The sequence below is a fragment of the Gordonibacter urolithinfaciens genome, from assembly GCF_900199375.1.
GTDB lineage: Bacteria > Actinomycetota > Coriobacteriia > Coriobacteriales > Eggerthellaceae > Gordonibacter > Gordonibacter urolithinfaciens.
Genome location: NZ_LT900217.1, coordinates 3,272,444 through 3,294,868 on the forward strand (window position 1 = coordinate 3,272,444; position 22,425 = coordinate 3,294,868).

At 69.6% G+C, this 22,425-nt stretch carries 23 protein-coding genes; 18 read left to right on the plus strand and 5 right to left on the minus strand.

Annotated elements, in window-relative coordinates:
* The first annotated feature begins 1 nt into the window (after position 1).
* The 13 genes from BN3560_RS14075 (at position 2) to gluQRS (ending at position 14,230) form a co-directional block, all read left to right on the plus strand.
* Positions 2 to 1,090, plus strand: a complete 1,089-nt coding sequence (locus BN3560_RS14075) for a hydrogenase large subunit (protein WP_087189809.1) — start codon at positions 2 to 4, stop codon at positions 1,088 to 1,090.
* 6 nt (positions 1,091 to 1,096) lie between these two features.
* Positions 1,097 to 1,465 (plus strand): 4Fe-4S binding protein, encoded by a 369-nt coding sequence (locus tag BN3560_RS14080; RefSeq protein ID WP_087189808.1) that lies wholly within the window; start codon positions 1,097 to 1,099, stop codon positions 1,463 to 1,465.
* Between the two features lie 181 nt (positions 1,466 to 1,646).
* Complete coding sequence (locus BN3560_RS14085; protein WP_087189807.1) at positions 1,647 to 2,324, plus strand: CDP-alcohol phosphatidyltransferase family protein; 678 nt, start codon at positions 1,647 to 1,649, stop codon at positions 2,322 to 2,324.
* 258 nt (positions 2,325 to 2,582) lie between these two features.
* A complete protein-coding gene (locus BN3560_RS14090; protein ID WP_227115560.1) occupies positions 2,583 to 4,679 on the plus strand; it encodes a VanW family protein in 2,097 nt (698 codons plus the stop codon).
* Between the two features lie 7 nt (positions 4,680 to 4,686).
* A complete protein-coding gene (locus tag BN3560_RS14095) occupies positions 4,687 to 5,991 on the plus strand; it encodes a phenylacetate--CoA ligase family protein (RefSeq protein WP_096228522.1) in 1,305 nt (434 codons plus the stop codon).
* A gap of 3 nt (positions 5,992 to 5,994) precedes the next feature.
* Positions 5,995 to 6,423, plus strand: coding sequence for an amino acid-binding protein (locus BN3560_RS14100; RefSeq protein ID WP_096228523.1), 429 nt, complete (start codon positions 5,995 to 5,997; stop codon positions 6,421 to 6,423).
* Positions 6,410 to 7,804 (plus strand): D-alanyl-D-alanine carboxypeptidase family protein, encoded by a 1,395-nt coding sequence (locus BN3560_RS14105; protein WP_096228524.1) that lies wholly within the window; start codon positions 6,410 to 6,412, stop codon positions 7,802 to 7,804. Before BN3560_RS14100 ends, BN3560_RS14105 begins: the two co-directional genes overlap by 14 nt.
* Positions 7,805 to 7,832: 28 nt before the next feature.
* Positions 7,833 to 8,276, plus strand: a complete 444-nt coding sequence (locus BN3560_RS14110; RefSeq protein ID WP_096228525.1) for an FHA domain-containing protein — start codon at positions 7,833 to 7,835, stop codon at positions 8,274 to 8,276.
* 821 nt (positions 8,277 to 9,097) lie between these two features.
* Positions 9,098 to 10,843: a thiamine pyrophosphate-dependent enzyme gene (locus BN3560_RS14115; RefSeq protein WP_096228526.1), complete on the plus strand. Its 1,746-nt coding sequence runs from the start codon at positions 9,098 to 9,100 to the stop codon at positions 10,841 to 10,843.
* Positions 10,836 to 11,450, plus strand: coding sequence for an indolepyruvate oxidoreductase subunit beta (locus BN3560_RS14120; RefSeq protein ID WP_096228527.1), 615 nt, complete (start codon positions 10,836 to 10,838; stop codon positions 11,448 to 11,450). The genes BN3560_RS14115 and BN3560_RS14120 overlap by 8 nt, the downstream gene beginning before the upstream one ends.
* Positions 11,447 to 11,908 (plus strand): amino acid-binding protein, encoded by a 462-nt coding sequence (locus BN3560_RS14125; RefSeq protein WP_096228528.1) that lies wholly within the window; start codon positions 11,447 to 11,449, stop codon positions 11,906 to 11,908. The genes BN3560_RS14120 and BN3560_RS14125 overlap by 4 nt, the downstream gene beginning before the upstream one ends.
* A gap of 5 nt (positions 11,909 to 11,913) precedes the next feature.
* Positions 11,914 to 13,278 carry a phenylacetate--CoA ligase family protein gene (locus BN3560_RS14130; protein WP_227115562.1) on the plus strand — a complete coding sequence of 455 codons (1,365 nt, stop codon included), beginning with the start codon at positions 11,914 to 11,916 and terminating at the stop codon, positions 13,276 to 13,278.
* A 10-nt stretch (positions 13,279 to 13,288) separates the two neighbouring features.
* On the plus strand, positions 13,289 to 14,230 hold the full coding sequence (gluQRS, locus tag BN3560_RS14135) for a tRNA glutamyl-Q(34) synthetase GluQRS (RefSeq protein WP_096226493.1): 942 nt from the start codon (positions 13,289 to 13,291) through the stop codon (positions 14,228 to 14,230).
* 9 nt (positions 14,231 to 14,239) lie between these two features.
* Here gluQRS and BN3560_RS14445 read toward each other — a convergent pair whose 3' ends face one another.
* Complete coding sequence (locus BN3560_RS14445) at positions 14,240 to 14,767, minus strand: hypothetical protein (protein ID WP_157780515.1); 528 nt, start codon at positions 14,765 to 14,767, stop codon at positions 14,240 to 14,242.
* Between the two features lie 193 nt (positions 14,768 to 14,960).
* Between BN3560_RS14445 and BN3560_RS14450 the strand changes: the two genes are divergently transcribed.
* Entirely contained in the window at positions 14,961 to 15,407 is a 447-nt protein-coding gene (locus BN3560_RS14450) for a universal stress protein (protein WP_157780516.1), read from the plus strand.
* 43 nt (positions 15,408 to 15,450) lie between these two features.
* Here the strand turns inward: BN3560_RS14450 and BN3560_RS14145 are convergent, their stop codons facing one another.
* From BN3560_RS14145 to BN3560_RS14155, 3 genes are all read right to left on the minus strand, one after another.
* Entirely contained in the window at positions 15,451 to 15,885 is a 435-nt protein-coding gene (locus BN3560_RS14145) for a lipocalin (protein WP_096226495.1), read from the minus strand.
* Between the two features lie 62 nt (positions 15,886 to 15,947).
* Positions 15,948 to 16,919 (minus strand): prenyltransferase, encoded by a 972-nt coding sequence (locus tag BN3560_RS14150; RefSeq protein WP_096226496.1) that lies wholly within the window; start codon positions 16,917 to 16,919, stop codon positions 15,948 to 15,950.
* Complete coding sequence (locus BN3560_RS14155; protein ID WP_087189794.1) at positions 16,916 to 18,145, minus strand: Mbeg1-like protein; 1,230 nt, start codon at positions 18,143 to 18,145, stop codon at positions 16,916 to 16,918. Before BN3560_RS14155 ends, BN3560_RS14150 begins: the two co-directional genes overlap by 4 nt.
* A gap of 40 nt (positions 18,146 to 18,185) precedes the next feature.
* Between BN3560_RS14155 and BN3560_RS14160 the strand changes: the two genes are divergently transcribed.
* The 4 genes from BN3560_RS14160 (at position 18,186) to BN3560_RS14175 (ending at position 21,283) form a co-directional block, all read left to right on the plus strand.
* The gene (locus tag BN3560_RS14160; RefSeq protein ID WP_087189793.1) at positions 18,186 to 18,635 is read left to right on the plus strand and encodes an acyl-CoA thioesterase; all 450 of its coding nucleotides are present in this window, start codon (positions 18,186 to 18,188) and stop codon (positions 18,633 to 18,635) included.
* Positions 18,632 to 19,135, plus strand: coding sequence for a low molecular weight protein-tyrosine-phosphatase (locus tag BN3560_RS14165; protein WP_096226497.1), 504 nt, complete (start codon positions 18,632 to 18,634; stop codon positions 19,133 to 19,135). Before BN3560_RS14160 ends, BN3560_RS14165 begins: the two co-directional genes overlap by 4 nt.
* 8 nt (positions 19,136 to 19,143) lie before the next feature.
* On the plus strand, positions 19,144 to 19,686 hold the full coding sequence (locus BN3560_RS14170) for a phosphatase PAP2 family protein (protein WP_096226498.1): 543 nt from the start codon (positions 19,144 to 19,146) through the stop codon (positions 19,684 to 19,686).
* A gap of 331 nt (positions 19,687 to 20,017) precedes the next feature.
* Positions 20,018 to 21,283: a RidA family protein gene (locus BN3560_RS14175; protein WP_096226499.1), complete on the plus strand. Its 1,266-nt coding sequence runs from the start codon at positions 20,018 to 20,020 to the stop codon at positions 21,281 to 21,283.
* Positions 21,284 to 21,420: 137 nt separating this feature from the next.
* Here BN3560_RS14175 and ku read toward each other — a convergent pair whose 3' ends face one another.
* Positions 21,421 to 22,272: a non-homologous end joining protein Ku gene (gene ku, locus BN3560_RS14180; protein ID WP_096226500.1), complete on the minus strand. Its 852-nt coding sequence runs from the start codon at positions 22,270 to 22,272 to the stop codon at positions 21,421 to 21,423.
* Between the last annotated feature and the right edge of the window lie 153 nt (positions 22,273 to 22,425).

Genomic DNA, 22,425 nt, shown 5'->3' on the forward strand with positions numbered 1-22,425 from the left:
CATGGGGAAGGCGACCGTCATCCCGTTCGGCCCGCAGCACCCGGTGCTGCCCGAGCCCCTGCACCTCGACCTGGTGGTGGAGGACGAGACCGTCATCGAGGCCGTGCCGCAGATCGGCTTCATCCACCGCGGGCTCGAGAAGCTCGTCGAGACGCGCGACTACAACCAGTTCATCTACGTGGCCGAGCGCATCTGCGGCATCTGCGCCTTCGGCCACTCCATGGGCTACGCCGAGACGGTGGAGAAGCTCATGGGCGTGGAGATCCCCGAGCGCGCCGAGTACCTGCGCGTCATCTGGCACGAGCTGTCCCGTGTCCACTCCCACGTGCTGTGGATGGGCCTGGCCGCCGACGCGTTCGGCTACGAGAGCCTGTTCATGCACTGCTGGCGCCTGCGCGAGCGGGTGCTCGACATCTTCGAGAAGACCACCGGCGGGCGCGTCATCTTCTCGGTGGTGAAGGTGGGCGGCGTCGTGCGCGACATCGACGAGGGCATGCTCGCCGAGATGAAGCGCGTGCTGGACGGCATAAAGGACGACTACCGCCAGCTGTGCAACGCGTTCCTCAAGGACACCTCGGTCAAGAACCGCACCGTGGGCATCGGCTACATCAGCCCGGAAGACGCGTTCTCCCTGAGCATGGTGGGCCCCTTCGCCCGCGCGTCCAACGTGAACAACGACGTGCGCTGCCTGGGCAACGGCGGCTACGGCAAGCTCGCCGACTTCCAGCCCGTGCTCGACACCCAGGGCGACTGCTACGCCCGCGTGAAGGTGCGCGCGCTGGAGGTGCTGCAGTCCATCGACATCATCGAGGAGATGATCGCGAAGATCCCCGCCGGCGACATCGCGGTGGACGTGAAGGGCTCGCCCGCGCCGGGGGCCGAGGCGGCCAACCTGGTGGAGCAGCCGCGCGGCGAGTGCTACTACTACGCGCGCGGCAACGGGTCGAAGTACCTGGAGCGCATGCGCATGCGCACGCCCACGTCGCAGAACCTGGCCGGCATGGCCACGGCGCTGGCCGGATGCGACCTGGCCGACGTCAACATGATCGTGCTGACCATCGACCCCTGCATCAGCTGCACGGAAAGGTAGGCGGGAATGGGATCGTTCAAACTGGGAAAGATGACGCTGAAGTCGCTGTTCGGCAAGCCGGAGACCATCCAGTACCCTGCCGAGCAGAAGACGCCTCCGCCGGGCCTCAAGGGCCACGTGACCAACAACGTGGACGCGTGCATCCTGTGCGGCATCTGCATGAAGCGCTGCCCCTGCGACGCCATCACGGTGGACAAGCCGGCCCGCACGTGGTCCATCAACCGCTTCCGCTGCGTGCAGTGCGGCACGTGCGTGCGCGAGTGCCCGAAGCAGTGCCTGGCCATGGAGCCCACCTACACGCCTCCCGCCACCGAGAAGCGCTCCGACGTGTTCGAGGTGCCCGAGCACGCGAAGGCGGCTGCGGGGCAGTCTTAAAAAACTGCGAAGGATGCGTGGGCGCGCCGGCGGGCGCGTGCAAAACTGCTAGAATAAACGCCGATAGGCAAGGGACCGGGCTTCGAGCCCGGTCTTTGCGTGGGGAGGCTGCTGCGACCTCTTGGCCGGCGGCACCGCGCAGGGCGGACGGCCCATTGGCAGGCGGCGGGAGAAGAGGACGATGGCAGGCAAAGAAGCGCGTGAGACCGGAGGTCGGAAGGGCAGGGAAGAGGCGAGCGACCGCATCTTCACCGTGCCGAACATAATATCGCTCATCCGGCTGTGCCTCGTGCCCATATTCCTCGTGCTGCTGTTCAACGGCTACGACCTTATGGCCACGTTCCTGTTCGCGCTGGCCGCGGGCACGGATTGGGTCGACGGGCAGATCGCCCGGCGCACGCACGCCGTGTCGAGGCTCGGGCAGCTTCTGGACCCGGCCGTCGACCGCATCCTCATGATAGCGGGCGTGGCCGGCCTGTTCCTGGTGGGACGGCTGCCGTTGTGGATCATCCTCGTGGTGCTGATACGCGACCTGGCCCTGCTCGTGGGCGGCGCGGTGCTGCTCAAGCGCTACCGCGTTCGCGTGGCGGTGGTCTACGCGGGCAAGGTGGCCACCACGCTCCTGTTCGTGGGCTTCGCCGGCCTGCTGCTGAACTGGCCGCTGCTAAACGGCCTCGGCGTGGTGGACGCCGCCTGGCTGCCGGGCCTCGCGGCGGGCCCGTACTCGTGGGGCATCTGGTTCGTGTACGCGGGGCTCGTGCTCGCGCTCCTCACCACGGTCTACTACGCCCTTTCCGCGCTCGCGAAGGTGCGCGCCGCCAAGCGCGAAGCCGCATCCGCCCAGCCGGAGCGACGGTAGCCGATGGCGGGAAGGACGCCGGGCACGGGCGGCGCGCCGAGGCGCCAGCGCACGGATCCGCAGCCGGCCTCGCGGCAGGGCCCTTTGCGTCCCGCGTCCCGCGCCGCAAAGGGCCCTGCCGCCGGAGCCGGGCGCGCTTCTTCGCCCGCATCGCCCAAGGCGGGAAGGCCCTCTGCCCGCGCATCCCATGCCGCGGCGACCCGCAAGGGCGGCGCATCCCCTGCGCGCGGGCAGGCTTCCCCCTCTTACAACGCCCCCTTGCTCTGGACGAAGGGCGCCCCGGGCAAGCCGCCTGCAGGAGGCCCCGTCCGCCGCGCGCTCGGATTCACGGGGCGGGCGCTGTTGTCCGTGCTCGCGCTCGCCGGGCGCGGGGCAAGCTGGGCCGCGCGCTCCCTCGGCTCGCTGGTGCGTCGCAGCCGCGTGGCGCTGGCCGTGACGGTGCTGGCAGCGGCGCTCGTGGCAGGCGGCGCGGTTGACTTTGGGCTGAACTGGGGAAAGGCCTACGCCGGCGTGAGCATCGGGGAGGTGGACGTGTCCGGCAAGGATGCCGAGGAGATGCGCGCGCTGGTGGAGCAGGCCTACGCCGCGCGCCTCGCGGCGGGCTCCGCCACCGTCTTCGCGAGCGACGACGCCGCAGCGCGGGTCGCCGACGCGGCGGCCCAGGCCGAGGACGAGGCCCTGGCCGAACAGCGCTCCGTGGAGGAGGCGCGGGCGGCCAAGCAGCTGTGGACGGCCGACGCAACCGCGCTCGGAGCCGTGCTGCCCGCCGAGCAGCTGGTGGAGGAGGCGCTCGCGGTGGGGCGCGAGGAGGGCGGGCTGGGCGCGCGCCTCGCGGCGCTCTTCGGCGGATGGACCGTCGAGGTGCGGGCCGACTACGATGCGGGCGCGCTGGAGGAGCTGGCCGCCGACATAGACGCGACCATCGGCAGCCCGCGCGTGGACTTCGGTTTGGCCGTGGACGCGGGGCAGGCGCGCGTCACGGAGGGGCACGACGGCTCCATGGTCGACCGCGCGGCGTTCGCCCGCGAGCTCGACCGGGCCTACCTTACGAGCCCGGACGGCAGGGGCTCCTTCGTGGCGCGCGCGGAATACGCGCCCCTGCGCATCGACCGCAACGAGGCCCAGGCGGCCTGCGATGCCGTTAACGCCGCCATCGCCGACGGCGCGCGCTTCACCTGGGCGGGCACCTCTTGGGAGGCGACTGCTGCCGACCTGGGAGAATGGGTGGTCGCCACGCCTGTTGAGCACGACGGCGGCTGGGTTCTCGCACCGTCGCTGGACGAGGCGAAGGCGAAGCCCGCCATCCTCGCCCACGTGCAGCAGACGCGCACGGGCGACCCCGTGCACGTGACGTTCGAGCGCGCAGACGACGAGGTGCGCGTGCGCACGGACGGCGCGGGCGAGGTGCCGCTCGCGGCCGAGACGGCGCGGGCGCTCGACGCGGCGCTGTTCGGGGCCGGCGACGGCGCGGGGGGCGACGGCGGCTCCGCGAGCGCGCACCGGCCCGGCCCCGGGCAGCCCGTCGAGGTGGCGGTGGGCAGCGGCACCGCCCCCGAGACGTCCACGTTCGACGAGGCCGTCTCGCTCGGGCTCGTGGCCGAGATATCCTCGTACACGACCGAGTTCACGAGCGGCGCGGGCACCGAGAACCGCAACCACAACATCCGCCTCGTATCCGACCTGCTGAACAACTCCGTGGCCCCGGCAGGCGGCACCTGGTCGTTCAACGGCACGTCGGGCGAGTGCAACGCCGAGCGCGGCTTCCTGGGCGCAGGCGCCATCATCGACGGGGAGTACGACGACGCCGTGGGCGGCGGCATCTGCCAGGTGGCCACCACCGTGTTCAACGCGGTGTACGACGCCGGCTACCCCGTTCCCACGCGCCACAACCACTCGCTCTACATCGCCAGCTACCCCGCCGGCCGCGACGCGGCGGTCAGCTGGGACGAGCTCGACCTCGTGTGGAAGAACGACGGCGCTTCCGATGTTTTGATGCGCACCAGCTACACCGACACGTCCGTAACCGTTACACTGTACGGAGTCGATCCGGGCTACCACGTGAGCACCGACGTGGGGGAGTGGACCGAGGGGGAGAAGCACAAGACCAAGACCGAGCGCGACGACTCCATGGCGCCGGGCACGAGCTACGTCAAGACCGCGGGCACCGATGGCAGGAAGATCACGGTGATCCGCACGGTGACTTCCTCCGACGGAAGCATCCTGCACGAGGACCCGTTCTACTCGACGTACGATCCCATCACCGAGGTCGTGGTCGCGGGCCCCGAGACCCAGGAGAAGACGGACGGCGCGGCCGCCGGGGACGACGCCGCGAAGAAGCAGAACGAGGAAAGGTGACCGACCCGTGTACTACCAGCCAGACATCGAAACCATGCCGCGCGAGCAGCTGCGCGAGCTCCAGCTCGAGCGCATGAAGCAAAGCGTCCGCCACGCCTACGACAACGTGGCGTTCTACCAGCAGTCCTTCAATGAGGCGGGCGTCGTCCCCGACGACCTCCAGACCCTCGAGGACTTGGAGCGCCTCCCGTTCGTCGTGAAGCAGGACATGCGCGACGCCTACCCGTTCGGGCTGTTCGCCGTGCCGCAGAAGGACGTGGCGCGCATCCACGCCTCCTCCGGCACGACGGGCCAGGCCACGGTGGTGGGCCACACGGCGTCGGACCTCAAGAACTGGGGCGACTGCTTCGCCCGCGGCATCGCCATGGTGGGCGGCGACGAGAACTCCACCATCCAGGTATCCTACGGCTACGGCCTGTTCACGGGCGGTCTGGGCGCGCACGCCGGCGGCGAGGCCATGGGCTGCTCGGTCATCCCCACGTCGTCGGGCAACACGCGCCGGCAGGTGCAGATGATGAAGGACTGCGGCACGGACATCCTGGCCTGCACGCCCTCGTACGCGCTCCTCATCGCGGACACCGCCATCGAGATGGGCTACGACCCGGCCACCGAGTTCAAGATCTCGGGCGGCATCTTCGGCGCCGAGCCGGCGTCGGACAACATGCGCGAGGAGATAGCCTCCAAGCTGGGCATCCAGTACTGCGACGTGTACGGCTTGTCCGAGATCATGGGCCCGGGCGTGGCCATGGAGTGCGCGGAACGCGCCGGCCTGCACGTGGCCGAGGACCACTTCTACTGCGAGATCCTGAACCCCGAGACGCTCAAGCCCGTGCCCGACGGCGAGTGGGGCGAGCTCGTCATCACCACGCTCACCCGCGAGTGCTGCCCGCTCGTGCGCTACCGCACGCGCGACGTCACGCGCATCATCTCCGAGCCGTGCGCATGCGGGCGCACGCACCGCAAGATCGACCAGCTGCGCGGCCGCACCGACGACATGCTCATCATCCGCGGCGTGAACGTGTTCCCCTCGCAGATCGAGCAGGTCATCACCGGCTTCCCGGAGATCGCCACGCACTATCAGATCATCCTCACCACGCGCGGCCCGCTCGATCACGTGGAGCTGCAGGTGGAGACGGTGCCCGACTTCCCGATCGACGAGGTGCGCAAGATCGAGGACCTGAAGCGTCGCCTGGGCGCGGAGCTGAAGAGCAACCTGCAGGTGTCGGTGGAGGTCAAGATCGTCGAGCCGAAGACCATTGCCCGCAGCGAGGGCAAAGCGAAGCGCGTCATCGACCAGAGGGAAGGGAAGTAAGCCATGATCGACCAGCTGACCGTGTTCCTGGAGAACGAGAAGGGGCGCCTGGCCGCCGCCTGCCAGACCCTCGCCGACGCGGGCATCAACCTGCATGCGCTGAACCTGGCCGACACGGCCGACTTCGGCGTCGTGCGCCTGCTGTGCGACACGCCCGAGGCGGCGTCCGGCGCGCTCAAGGCCGCCGGCTACCGTGCGGCCGTGACCCCCGTGCTGGGCGTGCGCGTGCCCAACGTGCCGGGCGGCCTGGCCAAGCTGCTTTCCTTCATGGACGAGCAGGAAGCCAACATAGAGTACGGCTATTGTTTTTCCGTGAACGAGAACGTTGCCATTGACGTGCTCAAGGTGGACGGCGATAGTGGGATCGAGGAGAAGCTGAAAGCTGCCGGTTTCGAGCCGGTACGACCCGAAGACATCTATGACCTGGACTAACACGATAAAGCAGACCGTGAAGGCACGGCGCGCGGGCCTGGTGGCTTGCGCGCTCGCCTTCACGCTTGCCTGGGGCGTTGCCGCGCCCGCACCGGCGCTCGCCGATGTGCGCAAGGCCGACGTCGTCTACGGCCAGACGGTGGAGGCGCGCGACCTGTCGGTGGCGCAGTGCCCGAACATCGACGCGGAGTACGCGCTGGTCATGGACGCGGACGGCACCGTCTACTTCGAGCGCAACGCCACCAGCCCCACGCAGATCGCCTCCATCACGAAGGTCATGACGGCCATCGTGGCGCTGGATGCCGTGGCTTCCGGCGCCGTGTCGCTCGATTCGACCGTTACCGTCTCGGCGGCCGCCGCGGCGGTGGGCGAATCGTCGGCAGGGTTGCAGGAGGGCGACGCCATGCCGCTCGAGGTGGCGCTCAAGGCGCTGCTCGTGCCGTCGGGCAACGACGCCGCCGTGGCCATCGCCGAGACGATCGGCGGCAGCGAGGACGCGTTCGTGGCCTCCATGAACGCGAAGGCGGCGGAACTCGGCTGCACCGACACCGTGTTCGAGAACCCGCACGGCTTGGACGACGGCGAGTTCGCCGGCGACCAGCACAGCTGCGCCGCCGACGTGGCGAAGATGGCCCGGTACGCCATGAGGAACGAGACGTTCCGGACCATCGTCGGCGGCGGCGACACGGGCATCGTGGTGGATCGCGCGGACGGCACGAGGGCCACCATCGAGCTGGAGTCCACCGACGAGCTCATGGACTACTACGACAAGGCCATCGGCATCAAGACCGGCTTCACGGCGCTCGCAGGCCCCTCGTTCGCCGGCGCGGCGAGCAACGGCGAGCTGGAGCTCTACGCCATCGTCATCCACTCGACGTCCGAGGCGCAGCGCTTCAACGACGCCGAGACGCTGTTCGAGTGGGTCTACGGGCACGAGATGGACTATCCGCTGGCCAACAGCGCCCAGACGACCTCCATGACGGCGGGTGGCCAGACGTCCGAAGTGCCCGTGGTGGCCGAGGTGCCGCACACGGAATGGATCGACAAGACCGTGAAGGCCACGCTCTCCGACCCCGAGGCGTCGGTGCGCATATTCGACCTGAACGGCAACGTGAGCCAGTCGCTCGAGTTCGACGAGGTCAAGGGCGACGTGAAGGCCGGCGACAAGGTGGGTACGATCACGTTCAAGCAGCGCAACGCCACCATCGCCACGCTCGACCTCGTGGCCTGCGAGGACGTGGCGGCGCCCGACGTGTTCCAGGGCATCGGCATCTGGTGGGACCGCCTGTTCAGGGGCCTGTCCGGCCAGCCCCAGGCCGCCTCGGCCGTCACGCTGAACGAGACGCCGCTCGTCGTAGACAAGACCGCCGTCGCCGGCTAGGCGGCGCGCCCGATAGAAGGAGCCGCACATGACCGAGAGATGCCCCGTATGCAACAACGAGCTGGCGCCTGACGACGCGGCGTGCCCGCACTGCGGCTTCAAGCTGCTCGGCTCCACGCAGCGCTTCGCCCCCGTGGCGCTGCCCGACGAGTCGTTCTCGCCCGAGGCCAAGCCCGCCGCAGCAGCAGCCCTGCGCGTCGTGCGCGGCCCGCAGACCGGCGTGGTCATCCAGCTGGGCGACGCGCCGCAGACCATCGGCCGCAGTCCCCAGCGCGACGTGTTCCTGAACGACATGACCGTGTCGCGCGAGCACGCGCTCATCGAGCCGTGCGAGGGCGGCTACGCCATCCATGACACGAATTCCTTCAACGGCGTGTGGGTGAACAACGACAGCGTGGACGCCCCGCGCAAGCTGTGCAATGGCGACGTGATCCAGATAGGCGCGTTCTGCCTGCTGTACCAGGAGGAATAGGGGAGCGACGCCCGGTAGCGTGAGGCCGCCACCGGGCGTCGCCAAGCCCATGCGCGCGCCGGCGGGCGAAGCGGTCGTCGTGATCTTCGTCCGCCAGCCGGTTGCTCCTGCACCCGCCAGCCGGTTGCTCCCTCATCATCGCCGAGCGTTTCCTTCGCCAACCCCCTGCGCCCTCATCCGTCTGCCGTACCCTCGTTGGCGACCAGCCATCGGCCGCGCTATCAGCCGCATGCCCTCCACCTATTAGCCGATTGCCCTCGGTATCAACCGGCGAGGCCCTTTTTTTCACCAGCCGGCCGGGGCCGTGCGGACAAGGGCGGCCGCCCCGGCGCATGCGGTGGACCTCCGGGACGTTCCGGTGCGCCGGGGGCGGCTCTCATCGCCCGCACGGCCCCGACCGGCTGATAAAAAGAGAGCCACTTCCTCCTTCCTTCTCCGCAAAGCCCCGCGCTTCCCCATGTGCTCGTATACATGACCAAAAGACTAATGGACGAGATCGGAGGCTGTGGCATGATCTCCGCGCATCGTGCGCTGCCGTGACTTCCGCGACCTGGTGCTTTCCCGATGTTGTCCGTGCGGAGGCGTGGGAAACGTGCCATAGGCTCCGATCTCGTCCCGGAGGTAGCGTTTCCTCGAAGCGGACGAGTCGAGGGGCCCTCGCCGCTGTTCCCGGAAGCTCCTGCGGACGTGCCACCCTCGTGCGGCGCCCGCCGATGCGCCCCCTTCCGCGGATTTCCTCCGCCTACGACGGTTGAGCGGGCCGCTCGGCATTCGTTGCCGTATAATTCGCCATGGTAATCTCAAGCGGGGGAAGGTCGCTTATGGAATTGATGTCAGGAAACGAAGCCATCGCCCAGGGGGCATGGGAGGCCGGCGCGCACATCGGCGTCGCCTATCCCGGCACGCCCTCAACCGAGACGCTCGAGGCGTTCGCCAAGAAGGACGGCGTGTACGCCGAGTGGTGCGTGAACGAGAAGGTGGCCGTCGAGGTGGGGGTGGGAGCCTCCGCCGCGGGCGCGCGCGTGCTGTCCACCATGAAGCACGTGGGCGTGAACGTGGCGGCCGACCCGCTGTTCACCGCCGCCTACACGGGCGTGGGGGGCGGCCTGGTGGTGCTGGCCGCCGACGACCCCGGCATGTACTCGTCGCAGAACGAGCAGGACTCGCACCACTACGCCCGCGCGGCGCACATCCCCATGCTCGATCCCGCCGACTCCGCCGAGGCGCTGCGCTTCACGCGAGAGGCCTACGAGCTGTCCGAGCGCTTCGACGTGCCGGTGTTCATCCGCTCCACGGTGCGCGTGTCGCACACGAAGACGCCGGTGGAGCCCGGCCCGCGCGCCCAGGCAGCGCTCAAGCCCTACGAGAAGGACGCGGCGAAGTGGGTCATGATGCCCGCCTTCGCCAAACCGCGCCGCCGCGACCAGCTGGCGCGCGTCGAGGCGCTGCGCGCGTGGGCCGAGACGTGCCCCTACAACGAGGTCGTGCGCCGCGGCGACGCCGTGGGCGTCGTGTGCGCGGGCGCCGTGTACCAGCATGTGGTCGAGGCGCTGCCGGACGCGTCGGTTTTCAAGCTGGGCTGCACCTGGCCGCTGCCCGCCGAGGCGCTGCGCGCCTTCGCCGCGAGCGTTGAGGCGCTCTACGTGGTGGAGGAGGCGTCCGAGTACCTGACCGAAAGCGTGCGCGCGCTGGGTATCGAGGCAGCCCCGTTCGCGCATCCGCTGCCGGCCGACGGCGAGCTCACGCCCGGGCTCGTCCGCGCCGCCTTCGGGCTCGCGGAGCCCCCGCACGCCCCGACGCCCGAGGGCCTTCCCGGCCGCCCGCCGGCGCTCTGCCCCGGCTGCCCGCACCGCCTGGTGTTCAAGGAGCTCACGCGCCTCAAGGCCATCGTCACCGGCGACATCGGCTGCTACACGCTGGGCGCGCTGCCGCCGCTGTCCGCCATGGACACGTGCGTGGACATGGGCGCGTCGGTGTCGATGGCGCACGGCTTCGAGCTGGCGCTGGCGGGGACGGAGCATCGCCCGGTGGTGGCCGTCATCGGGGACTCCACGTTCGCGCATTCGGGCCTGTCGTCGCTCATCTCCACCGTGTACAACCGCGGCGGGGGCACGGTGTGCGTGCTCGACAACCGCACGACGGCCATGACGGGCCGCCAAGGCAACCCCTTCAACGGCGAGACGCTGCAGAAGCGCCCGAGCCGCGAGCTGGACCTGGAGGGCGTCGTGCGCGCGCTGGGCGTGGAGGACGTGCGCACCGTCGACCCGCACGATGCGCGTGCCGTGCGCGCAGCGCTCAAGGACGCCACGGGCACCGACGAGCTGTCCGTGCTCGTGTTCCGCGCGCCCTGCGTGCTGCTCGACCGCACGCGCAAGCCGGCCTTCCTGGTCACGGGGGCCTGCACGGCGTGCGGCGTGTGCCCGACGCTCGGCTGCCCGGCCATCGCCAAGGACGCCGGAACGGGCTGCGCCAGCATCGATCCGGGCCTGTGCATCGGGTGCGGCCAGTGCGCCCAGTACTGCGCCTTCAACGCTATCGAGCAGCCGGAAGGGGGCTCCCATGAGTAACGAGAACGCGACCACCGTGCTGCTCTGCGGCGTGGGCGGCCAGGGCACCATCCTGGCAGCCGACCTTCTGGCCCATGCGGCACTCGAGGCCGGCACCTCGGTGAAGGTGTCGGAGATCCACGGCATGGCCCAGCGCGGCGGCGCCGTGACCACCGTGGTGCGCTTCGGCGACGAGGTGTCCTCCATGGTGTGCGACCCCGGAACGGCCGACTGCGTCGTGTCGTTCGAGACGACCGAGGCGCTGCGCAACCTGTCGTTTTTGGCCGAGGACGGCTACCTGCTGGTGGCCGACGAGGCCATAAAGCCGCTGCCCGTTGCCACGGGGCGCGCCTCCATGCCCGCCCGGGCCCGCGAGACGCTCGCCGACAGGGGAGCCACGCTCATCCCGGCAGGGGAGCTGGCCCGCGAGGCGGGCAGCGCCAAGTCGGTGAACGTCGTGCTGCTGGGCGCGCTGTCCACGCGGCTGCCGTTTGCCGTCGGGGCATGGGAGCGCGTCTTGGCCGACCGCGTGCCGCCCAAGACCGTGGAGGCGAACCTGGCGGCATTCCGCGCCGGTCGCGCGTTCGCCCTGCCAGCCGACGGCGCGGAGGGGGTGCGGGAAGCATGAGCGTTCAGCAGATCAGCGTGTTCCTGGAAAGCCAGCCGGGGCATCTGCGCCGTGTGCTCGACGCGTTCGAGGACGCGCACGTGAGCGTGCGCGGCTACAGCGCCTCCGACACGGGAGACTACGGCATCGTGCGTTTCATCGTGGACGACCCCCTGCGCGCGCTGGACGTGCTCGTGGACATGGGTGCCGCCGCCACGACGACCGATGTGCTGTGCGCGCGCCTGAACGACGAGCCGGGCGAGCTCGCACGGGTCATGGGCGTCATGGCCGACTGCGGCATCAACGTCACGTACAGCTACTCGCTCATATCCACCTATATCGCGCTGTCCGTGAAGGACCTTGCGCGCGCGGAGCAGCTGCTGGCGGGCGAGCCGGTGGAGCTCATCGGTCAGGACGACCTGGCGCGGGCGCTCGGCTCCGACGGCCCCAGCGCCACGGCGTGCACCGAGGGGCGGTGAGCGCCGTGGCAGACCTGACCGCGAAGGGAGCCGCTCTTGCGGCGGCCCGCGCCGGCGACTTCGCCGGCCTGCCCGTCTACGACCGCGCCAGGGAGTGCGCACCGCGCGAGGAGGTGCGCGCGCTCCAGCTGGAGAAGCTGAAGGCCCAGGTGGCTTGGACCTACGATCGCGTGGCGTGGTACCGCGAGCGCATGGACGCCCTCGGCGTGGCGCCGGGAGACATCCGCTCGCTCGACGACGTGCGCAAGCTGCCGTTCACGGACAAGTCCGTGCTGCGCGACACGTTTCCCTACGGTCTGTTCGCTGTGCCGCTCGACGAGGTAGTGGAGCTGCACGCCTCTTCCGGCACGACCGGCAAGCCCATCGTCGTGGGCTACAACGCGCACGACATGGACGTGTGGAGCGACTGCATCGCACGCCTGGCGCAGATGGCGGGCGTCGTGCCCGGCGACCGCGTGCAGATGGCGTTCGGCTACGGCATGTTCACCGGAGGTTTCGGCCTGCACTACGGCTGCCAGAAGCTCGGCTGCATGATGATCCCCGCCGGCTCGGGCAACACCGAGCGGCACATCGCCATGATAGGGGACTACGGCACCACGGTGCTCATTGCCACGCCCTCCTACGCCCTGCATATGTGCGAGGTGGGGGAGCGGCTGGGATTCGACTGGGAGGCGTCCACGCTGCGCGTGGGCCTGTTCGGGGGCGAGCCGTGCCCGCCGGGCCTCAAGGCCGAGATCGAGGAGCGCATGCACATCGTATGTACCGACAACTACGGCCTGACCGAGGTCATGGGCCCGGGCGTGTCGGGCGAGTGCCTGGCGGCACGCGACATGCAGCATATCGCCGAGGACCATTTCCTGTGGGAGGTCGTGGATCCCGAGACCGGCGAGCCGGTGGGCGAGGGCGAGATGGGCGAGCTCGTGCTCACGCCGCTCGACAAGCAGGCCATCCCCGTGCTGCGCTACCGCACGCACGACCTGACGCGCGTGGTATGCGAGCCTTGCGCCTGCGGCCGCACGAGCGCGCGCATGCAGAAGGTGCGCGCCCGCTGCGACGATATGCTCATCATCCGCGGCACGAACGTGTTCCCGAGCCAGGTGGAGGACGTGCTCTCCGGCATCCGGGGCGTCACGCCGCACTACCGCATCGTCGTGGAGACGGCGAACGGCCTCGACAGGATGACGGTGCACGTGGAGCTGAAGCCCGAGGCGTTCTCGGACTCGTTCGAGGAGATGGAGGGCCTGCGGCGCGCCATAGAGGAGAAGCTCAAGGGCGTGCTCCTGGTGGGCGTGCGCGTGAAGCTGGTGGAGCCGGGCGGCATCGAGCGCACCACCGGCAAGGCCAAGCACGTGGAAGACCTGAGGAAGTAGGGGGCACCGCATGGCCGCCGCCTCGCCAACCGTCCCCGTCGTCGGGCGTTTCGCGCCGTCCCCGACCGGGAGGATGCATGCGGGCAACGTGTTCGCGGCGCTCGTCGCCTGGCTCGTGGCGAAGTCGCAGGGCGGGCGGATGGTGCTGCGCATCGAGGACCTCGACGCCGAGCGCTCCAAGCCGGCCTATATCGACGCGGTGCAGCGCGATTTCGAGGCGCTCGGCCTCACCTGGGACGAGGGGCCGTACTTCCAGCACGACCGCACGGAGGCCTATCGCGCCGCCTTCGACGGGCTGGCCGCGCGCGGGCTCGTGTACCCCTGCTTCTGCACGCGCGCCGACCTGCACGCCGCCTCCGCGCCGCATCGGGGCGAGAAGCCGGTGTACCCGGGCACGTGCCGGGAGCTTTCCGCCGCAGAGCGCGCCTCACGTGCGCTGGAGCGCACGCCCGCCCAGCGCCTGCGGGTGCCCCATGAGGAGGTGGCGTTCACCGACCAGGTGCAGGGCCCCTATGCGCAGAACCTCGCGCAGGACTGCGGCGACTTCCTCGTTCGCCGCTCGGACGGGGCGTACGCCTACCAGCTGGCCGTGGTGGTGGACGATGCCGAGCAGGGCGTGAGCTCGGTGGTGCGCGGCGTGGACCTCTTGTGCTCGACGCCGCAGCAGATCTACCTGCAGAGCTTGCTGGGGCTGCCGCATCCGGACTACGCGCACGTCCCGCTGCTCGTCGCCGAGCGCGACCGGCGCCTCTCGAAGCGGGACCGCGACGCCGCCCTCGATGCGCTGCTCGCGCGCTTCAAGACGCCCGCGGCCGTCGTCGGACACATCGCCGGCCTCACCGGCCTCGCGCCCACCTGCGACCCCGCCACCCCCGAGGAGCTGCTCGCGACGTTCGACCTCGCCGCCCTGCCGACAGCCTTCCCCGACCTCGTGCAGGTGCGCTGGGAGTAGGTACTCGACCTACAGCCCGGCGAACAGGATGCCCACGAGGGCGACGACGGCTATGATGGCCAGGGTGAACAGGATGGTGGCGAGGGGCAGGTGGTCGAGGCGCGCGGCGTGCGCACGGGAGGCCATGCGGGGATCTTGCGAGGAGGCGCTCTCCTTGGGACGGTCGGGCCGCTGCACGATGAAGAACCACACCATGGCGACAAGCAAAGCCACGAACGCCACGTTGTTGACCAGGGTGGCCGCAGAGGCGAGCAGGGCGTTGCCGGCCAGCTTCGCCCCTTCGAACGCGAGCAGCGTGGCCACGAGCACGCAGGCTGCGAGCAGCACCACGGCCATGCGCCGCCCCATCTTGCGGACGCCGCCCGCACCGGAGAGCCCGGCCGCGGACCCGACGGCGCTCTCGGCCTCCTCGACGGCTGCGGCGCCTCCCGCCACGAGGAACAGCCACTTCCCCTTCCAGAACATGAACGCTGCCAGCGCGAACGCGACGAGTGCCGCCGTGGCCGCCGCAAAGGCGGCGATAGTGGTGCCATCCATCCGAAACCTCGCAGTCTTGTATCGTATCCTTGGTTGCCTTCGGCTTGATTATAGCGCTCCTGCCGAAGGAGAGGGGTCGGCTGCCGATGGGTTCTCTGGAGATTGCGGGCATGGTAGAATGAGGGAAACGAGCAAGGTGCCTGATGGGCTGCCGGTTCGCGCAGCCTTGGACACGGGAGAAAGCGGGTTTGCTATGGGTTACGGAGCGATCTTGGTCGCATACGATGGTTCGGCACCCTCGAACCGTGCACTGGCGGACGCCCTCGAGCTCGTTGAATGCGGGCTGGGCACGCGGGTGGTGGTGCTGAGCGTCAGCGATCCTCTGAAGATGGAGGATCCCGCATTCGTAGCCGCGGCGCGCGCTGCAGGCGTGCTGCTGTCGCTCGGCGGCGACGAGAAGGCGAGCCTCGAAGCCCTCGAGGAGCAGGTTGCCGACCGCATCGCGCACCACGAGGGCGCGGTCGACCTGCGCGTGGCGTTCGGGAAGCCCCAGGAGGCCATCGTCCGCGAGGCGGCTCAGGAGCCCTGCGGCCTCATCGTCATGGGCAGCCGCGGCCTGGGCGCCATCAAGGGCATGCTCGGCAGCGTGAGCACGGCCGTGCTCCACGCCTCGCCCGTGCCGGTGCTCATCACGAAGTAGTCGTGCAGGCAAGCCGGCGCCTACGCGTTTTGCCCGTATGCCGTCAGGCGAACAGCAGCGACAGGGCCGTGAGCACGATGCAGGTGGCTGCGAGGGTGACGACCAGGCGCGAAGAGCCGCCGGCGAAGTAGGGGCGGCCGTGCACCTTGCAGTGACAGGCCACGGTCCACACGATGCAGCCACCGTATGCCAGGAGCGCCACGCCGCTCACCACGAAGCCGGCCTGCACGAACAGGGCGCTGCCCGCCAACCGCCCCATCTCGGACGCCATGAGCGTGGCGACCACCGCGAAGCAGGCGACCATGACCCAGGAGAGGCGTCGGCCCGTCTCGCGGGTGCCGGCGGGGAAGAACGTGCCCTTCCTCGTGTGCTCGGGCCGGGCCACGAGGAACTGCCAGCGACCGTTCCATAATTGGACGGCCAGCAGGGCCGACGCGACGAGCAGCGCGATCCCCACCGCGAAACGGACGATCTCCATAGCGCATCCTCCTTGCTCTGTCGCGCCTGCCCGACGGCCGAGCGCCGGGCAGGCTGCGATCCCTATACGGCGAGAACGACGCCGCTCGCGAAGATGGCGGCGGCGTAGAACGCCCCGAGCGCCACGTTCACGCTGCACACCTGCGCCATGGCCCCCACGCGGGCGGGCGGCGCCAGGGGGTTCTTCAGCAGCGCGCCCACGAGCGGCCAGGCGGCCAGCAGCATGAACGGCACCACCACGAGCCCGCCCGTGAAGAACACGGCCACGAGCGCCACGATGGCGGCGATCCACGCGAGGAGCACGGCATGGTAGAGCCGCCGCGCCCGCTCGCGGCCGAGCAGCACGGAAAGCGTGCGGCGCCCGGCCTGGACGTCCTTCTCCACGTCGCAGGTGTTGTTCGTGAACATGATGAGGCCCACGCCCAGCACGGTGGGCACGGCCCACAGAAGCGCCCGCAGGTCGAACGAGCCCGTGAGCGCCTGGTAGCAGGCGAGCGGGATGAGGCCTCCCATGACGAGCCCGCTCACCAGCTCGCCGATGGGCAGGTAGGAGATGGGCGTCCTGCCCGCCGAGTACAGCACGACGACCACGGCGCCCACGGCGCCGATGGCGAGGGGTATCCACCCTGCAGCCCAGATGACGTAGGCGCCGAGCAGGAACGCCGCCGCGAGGAAGCCCACGGCCAGCGCGAGCGCCGCGCGCGGGTCCACGTTGTTGTACACCAGCACGGCATCGGTCGGGTCCACGTTGTCGTCCGCGGAGTCCGCGCCCTTCACGTAATCGTAGTAGTCGTTGAACGTGTTCACGGCGGACTGCATGAGCACGCAGATGGCCAGCAGCGTGAACGCCATCGTCACCGACACGCCCCCCGTCGTCGCAGCAGCGGCGGCGACGGCGACGAGCGCCGGCAGGATGGCCGCCGGCCACGTGTGAGGCGCGGCCAGCTGCAACGCCATGCGAGCGGAAAGCCGGCCGTAGGGCGCCCGCCGCCCCGCGCCTTCCTCGATGCCGCCTGCTGCCGATACCTCGCTCATTGCCTTCGTCCTTTCCGGTCGTACGCCTCGCGCCGCCGTGCCAGCCAGGTGGACGGGGAGGGCTTGAAGCGCCTGACGGTCTCGTCTTTCAGGATGCCGCCCAAGCTGCCGAGCGTCTTCCAGATGAAGCTCTTCGTCTCGGCGTCCAGCTTCGTGCCCGAGCCCAGCAGCCGCCTCGTGTTCGCGAAAAGGCCCTCCTGGAACTCGGCCCACGTGCTGGCCTCCGTGGAGGCGAACAGCTCGTAGATGGTGTCGATGAAGCGCTCGCGCTCGGCCGGCGTCTTGCCGCGCAGCCACGCGTCCAGCGCCTCGTCGAAGAACACGGCCGCGCGGTTGAGCGCATCCTGGTACACGAAGTCGTCGCCGTCCACCTGCCAGGAGAACGGCTCGTGCTGGAACACCGACAGCGCAGAGGACTGCACCACGCGGTAGTCGGGCCGCCGCTCCAAGATCATGCCGAACGCGGAGGACTCGGGCACCGTCTTGTGCAGCAGCGCCGCGAAGCGCCCGTCGTGGATGCGGGGCGACGGATCGTCCAGGAACGAGGGCCCGTCGTGGTTGTAGACGCCCGCGAGCCGCGCGTAGGCGCCCCCGTCGACCACGAGCGCCGCGAACTCGGCAAGGTTGCCGCCCTTGGAGTGGCCGCAGGCCACAAGCGGCCCTTCCACGGCCGACGCCACGCCCGAGAGATAGGCGGCCGCCGCGCGCTGGGAGGGAATAACCTCCTTGAAGCAGAGGTTGAAGTCCTCCTTCCAGCCCGCGAAGCTGCCGTCGGTCCCGCGGAACGCCAGGCAGGCGAACTCGCCTCGCCCGGCGCGCGCCCCGCAGGCTCGCCCCTCGTAGAGCGCGCCCTCCGCCTCGGCGGCGACGCGGCCGGGGACGACGAACGTCGTTGCCGAGAACTGCTTCTCCACGGCATCCGAGCGCTCGTTGGCGTAGAAGGCCAGCTTCACATCGCGGAAGCGCCGGCTGGCCATGAGGACGCGCAGGAACGCGCGCGCGTCCTTCGCGTCCTCCAGCCAGCTCGCGCACGTGAGGGCGCGCCAGTCGGCGAGCGCCACCACGTCGTGCAGGAGCACGCGCTCGGGCGACGAGGGGTCCACGAGCCCGCACGCCTCGTAGTTGAAGTAGCAGAGCGTGGAGAACACGAGACTGTCGACGGGGTTGAACGGTGATTCCGCGAACGTTCGCTGGTTTTCCTGGATATACGATACGATATTGCCCATAGGACCATGGTATCAAAACGGAAGGGACGTGAGAGCGGCCATGCGGGTTTGCACGCCAATAACCATACGCTACGGCGAGACGGACATGATGGGCGTCGTCTACCACGCCAACTACCTGCTGTACTTCGAGGACGCGCGCACGGCGTTCCTCGAGGCGCTGGGCTACCCCTACGCACGCATCGAGGAGGCGGGGCTCATGTCGCCGGTGACGCACATGGAATGCGACTACCGCGAGCCGCTGCGCTACGGGGAGGGGGCGATCGTGCGCACGCGCGTCGTGCTGTCGCGCCCGACGAAGACCGTGTACGCCTACGAGGTGTTCAAGGAAGGGCAGGACATGGACGCCGACAAGCCGTGCTGCACGGGCCGCAGCACGCACTGCCTGGTCGATGCCGCCACGTTCAAGCCCGTCAGCCTCAAGCGCCGCGTGCCCGAGCTGTACGAGCGCTACGCGGAGGCGCTCGAGCCGGACGAGGAGGAGGGCCGATGACCGCGCCTTTCCGCATCCTGTTCGTCTGCCACGGCAACATCTGCCGCTCCCCGATGGCCGAGTTCGTCATGAAGGACCTCGTTGAGCGGCGCGGCCTGGACGGGTGCTTCTCCATCGCCTCGGCCGCCACGCACGACGACGAGATCGGGAGCCCCGTGCATCCCGGCACGCGCGGCGTGCTGGAGGCGCAGGGCATCGACTGCTCGGGCAAGACCGCCCGCCGCCTGGGCCGCGCCGATGCCGACAAGTGGGACCTGTTCGTGGGCATGGACGAGGCGAACATGCGCGACCTGCGCCTCCAGCTGGGGCGGGGGGCCGAGGGACGCTGCCGCAAGCTGTTGGAGTTCGCCGGCTCCGACCGCGACGTGGCGGACCCGTGGTACACGGGCGATTTCGACGTCACCTACGACGACGTGCTCGCCGGGTGCACCGGGCTCCTATCCCTCCTCGTCGGCGATGACGCCGAGGGCCGGTGCCCCGGCGGTGCGCGGTTAGGGTAGCGCAGCGCATGGACATCGCCGTCCTCGACTTCATCCAGGCGCACCTGCGCTCGCCGCTCATGGACGCGCTCATGCTCGCGGCCACGCACCTGGGCGACCTTGCGCTCGTGTGGCTTGTCGCGGGCGCCGTGCTGGCGGCCCAGCCGCGGCACCGCCGCTACGGCGTGGCCGTGGTGCTTGCCGTGGCCGCCACGGCGGCGCTCGGCATGCTGGTGCTGAAACCGCTGTTCGGGCGGGTGAGGCCGTTCGAGGCCTACGGCTTCATGGGCCTGCTCGTCCCGCCGCCTGCCGGCGACTCGTTCCCCTCGAACCACTCGATGGTGTCGTTCGCGGCGGCCGCCGCGCTCTGCTGCGTGCCCGGCAGGGGGCGCCTGTCCGTGGCGCTCAAGGTGGCCGGCGTGGCGCTGGCGTGCCTCATCGCCTTCTCGCGCCTGTACCTGTACGTGCACTACCCGAGCGACATCCTCGTGGGCGCCGTGGTCGGCGTGGCCGTGGGCGTGCTGTCGGTCAGGCTCGTGCTGCGGCTCTGGCCCGAGAAGACGCCGTCCTGATCCCGTTCGGACCCCGCGCCGCCACCGTGCGCAAGGCCAATCGGTGAGCGGTAGATACCGTAATCCTGCATGAAACGGGGACCGCGCCCCCGGATTTCCGCATAGGCTCTGCAAGGCCTTCCAGAATTTGCGGTAAACGGTCGGTCAACACCTTTTCCGCTGGTCAGTAAATCGCCTGAAAAGTATTTTGTGCAGATGCACAAAACGATATAATGCAGCCCTCCCGCAAAGCGGGGGGCCTTGCAGGGCCGCATCCCCAAGGGAAGCGCGGAGCCGCACGGGCCGAACGAACGCAATCGTCAAGCGAGCACTCGAGAAAGCAGGTACCCCAATGAGCGGTGACAATGTAGTCCTGGCACGGAACGTGGAGGGCGCGCCCGTAAGCCCCCTGCACGCGCAAACCGCGGCATTCTCCCATTACAACAACCTGTCGGCCCAGCTGCCCCTCGACCCGGAGACCGGCGAGCTGGTCGAAGGCGGCGCCCTGGAGCAGGCCGCCCAGTGCTTCGAGAACCTCGAGGCCGTGGCGGAGGGTATCGGCCACACGCTGGGCGACGTGGCGCGCCTCACCGTGTTCGTGCGCGACATCCGCGACCTGGACGCCGTGGACGAGGCGTTCCGGGCCTACTTCCCGACCTACGTGCCCGCCCGCACGAACCTTGCCGTGGCGGCGCTGCCCCTGGATGCGCTCGTGCAGGTGGAGGCGCTCCTCACCAACGGCGAGGGCACCATCCCCGACGCGCCCCAGGCCGGCGACCTCGTGAAGTACGTGAACAACACGCACAACGCGCCCTACGACGCCCTGTCCTCGCAGACCGTGGCCTTCTCGCACTACAACAACATCTCCGCCCAGCTGCCCCTCGACCCCGCGTCGAACCAGATCGTGGTCGGCGGCGTCGCGGAGCAGGCCGCCCAGTGCCTCAAGAACATCAAGGCCGTCCTCACGAGCGTCGACGTGCCCTTCGACGACATCGTCAAGATCACCGTCTTCCTGAAGGACCTGGCCGACATCGACGCCGTCGACGAGGTGTACACGCGCTTCTTCCCGGATTCGGGCATCGCGCGCGCCGTGGGCTACCTGCCTGCCCGCACGGTCGTCGAGGTCGCCGACCTGCCGCTGCACGCGCTCGTGCAGATCGAGGCCGTCGTGTCGCACGGCGACGGCACGCCCCCGCAGGAGGTCGAGGCCCGTCACGGCCTGATCATCGAGGCGAACAACACCGACGCCGCCCCCGTGAGCGCGCTCTCCACGCAGTCCGTGGCCTTCTCGCACTACAACAACATCTCCGCCCAGCTGGGCGTCGACGCCGCGACGGGCGAGCTCGTCGCCGGCGGCGTGGCCGAGCAGGCCGAGCAGGCGTGCAAGAACATCCAGGCCATCATCGAGAACGTCGAGCACACGATGGCCGACGCCGTGAAGGTGAACGTGTACCTGCGCGACCTCGCGGACCTCGCCGCGGTCGAGGACGTGTGCGCCCGCTGCTTCCCCGGCACCCCCGCGTTCCGCGCCGTGGGCACCTCCGCCCTTCCGATGGACGCGCTCGTCATGATCGACGCCATCTTCGGCAACGCCGAGGGCACCCCGCCCGTGGCGTAAGCGCGAACCCCCTTTCGCCCCCTCTCTCTCCTCGGAAAGCCCCCGGATGCAGCAGCAGCCGGGGGCTTCTCTTCCGCTGGGGCCGGATGCATCGGGCGACCTTGCCCGCGCTTCCCCGGCCGTGCGGCAGACGGCGGTCAGCCGGCGCGCTTCGCGGGGGGCTTGCGCTTCGGCTTGGGAGCCTTCCCGCCTTCGGTGCTGCTGCTCGCCTTCGCTTCTCCGGCATCCTCGCCGGTGCGGGCCTTCAGGCTGGCAGCGAGGGCGTCCATGAGGTTGATGACGTTCGCGGGCTGGGAGGCGGGCTTCTCGGGGGTCACCTGCTTGCCGGCTATCTTGTCCTGGATGAGGCCCATGAGCTTCTCTTGGTAGGCGTTCTTGAAGCGGGCGGGGTCGAAGGGCTCGGCCATGCTCTCCACCAGGCGCTTCGCCATGTCCAGCTCCGCCTCGCCCACGGCGGGGCGCTCGGCCGGCTTCGGGAGGTCGCGCACCTCGCTCTGGTAGTGCAGCGTCATCATGACCAGGTCGTCGCCGTAAGGGATGAGCGCCAGCGGCGTCTCGGAGTTGCCCAGCACCGTGGTGCCGATGGCAGCCTTGCCCTCCTCGACCATGGCCAGGCGCAGGAGCTCGAGCGGCTTCTCGCCGCCGGGCTGGGCCATCACCTGGTAGGGCTTCTCGAAGTAGACGGGCGGCACCTCCTGCAGGTCCACGAACTGCACGATCTTCATGGCGCGGTCGGCGTCGGTCTTGATGGCGTCCAGCTCCTCGTCGCTCACCACCACGTACTTGCCCTTCTCGTACTGGTAGCCGCGCACGATGTCCTCCGGGCCCAGCTCCCGGTTGCAGTCGGGGCATGTCTTCACGTAGCGCACGCGCTGCATGCTCTCCTTCGCCAGCTGGTTGAAGCGCACGGCGTCGTCCTGGGTGGCGGGGTAGAGCTCCACCGGTATGTAGACGAGGCCGAAGGCGATCGCGCCTTTTCTTCCTGCCATGGAGCCTCCTGTCGGTCGGGAACCGGCCGGATCGCGGCCGGGCCTGCATCGTAGCGCAGCGCGGCCCGGCCCGTGGCTTTTTCCGGCCTTGCCGAGGGCGACCTGCTGCTGAAGCGGTGATGGCGCGTTGACGGATCGGTTGCGGTTGCCGAC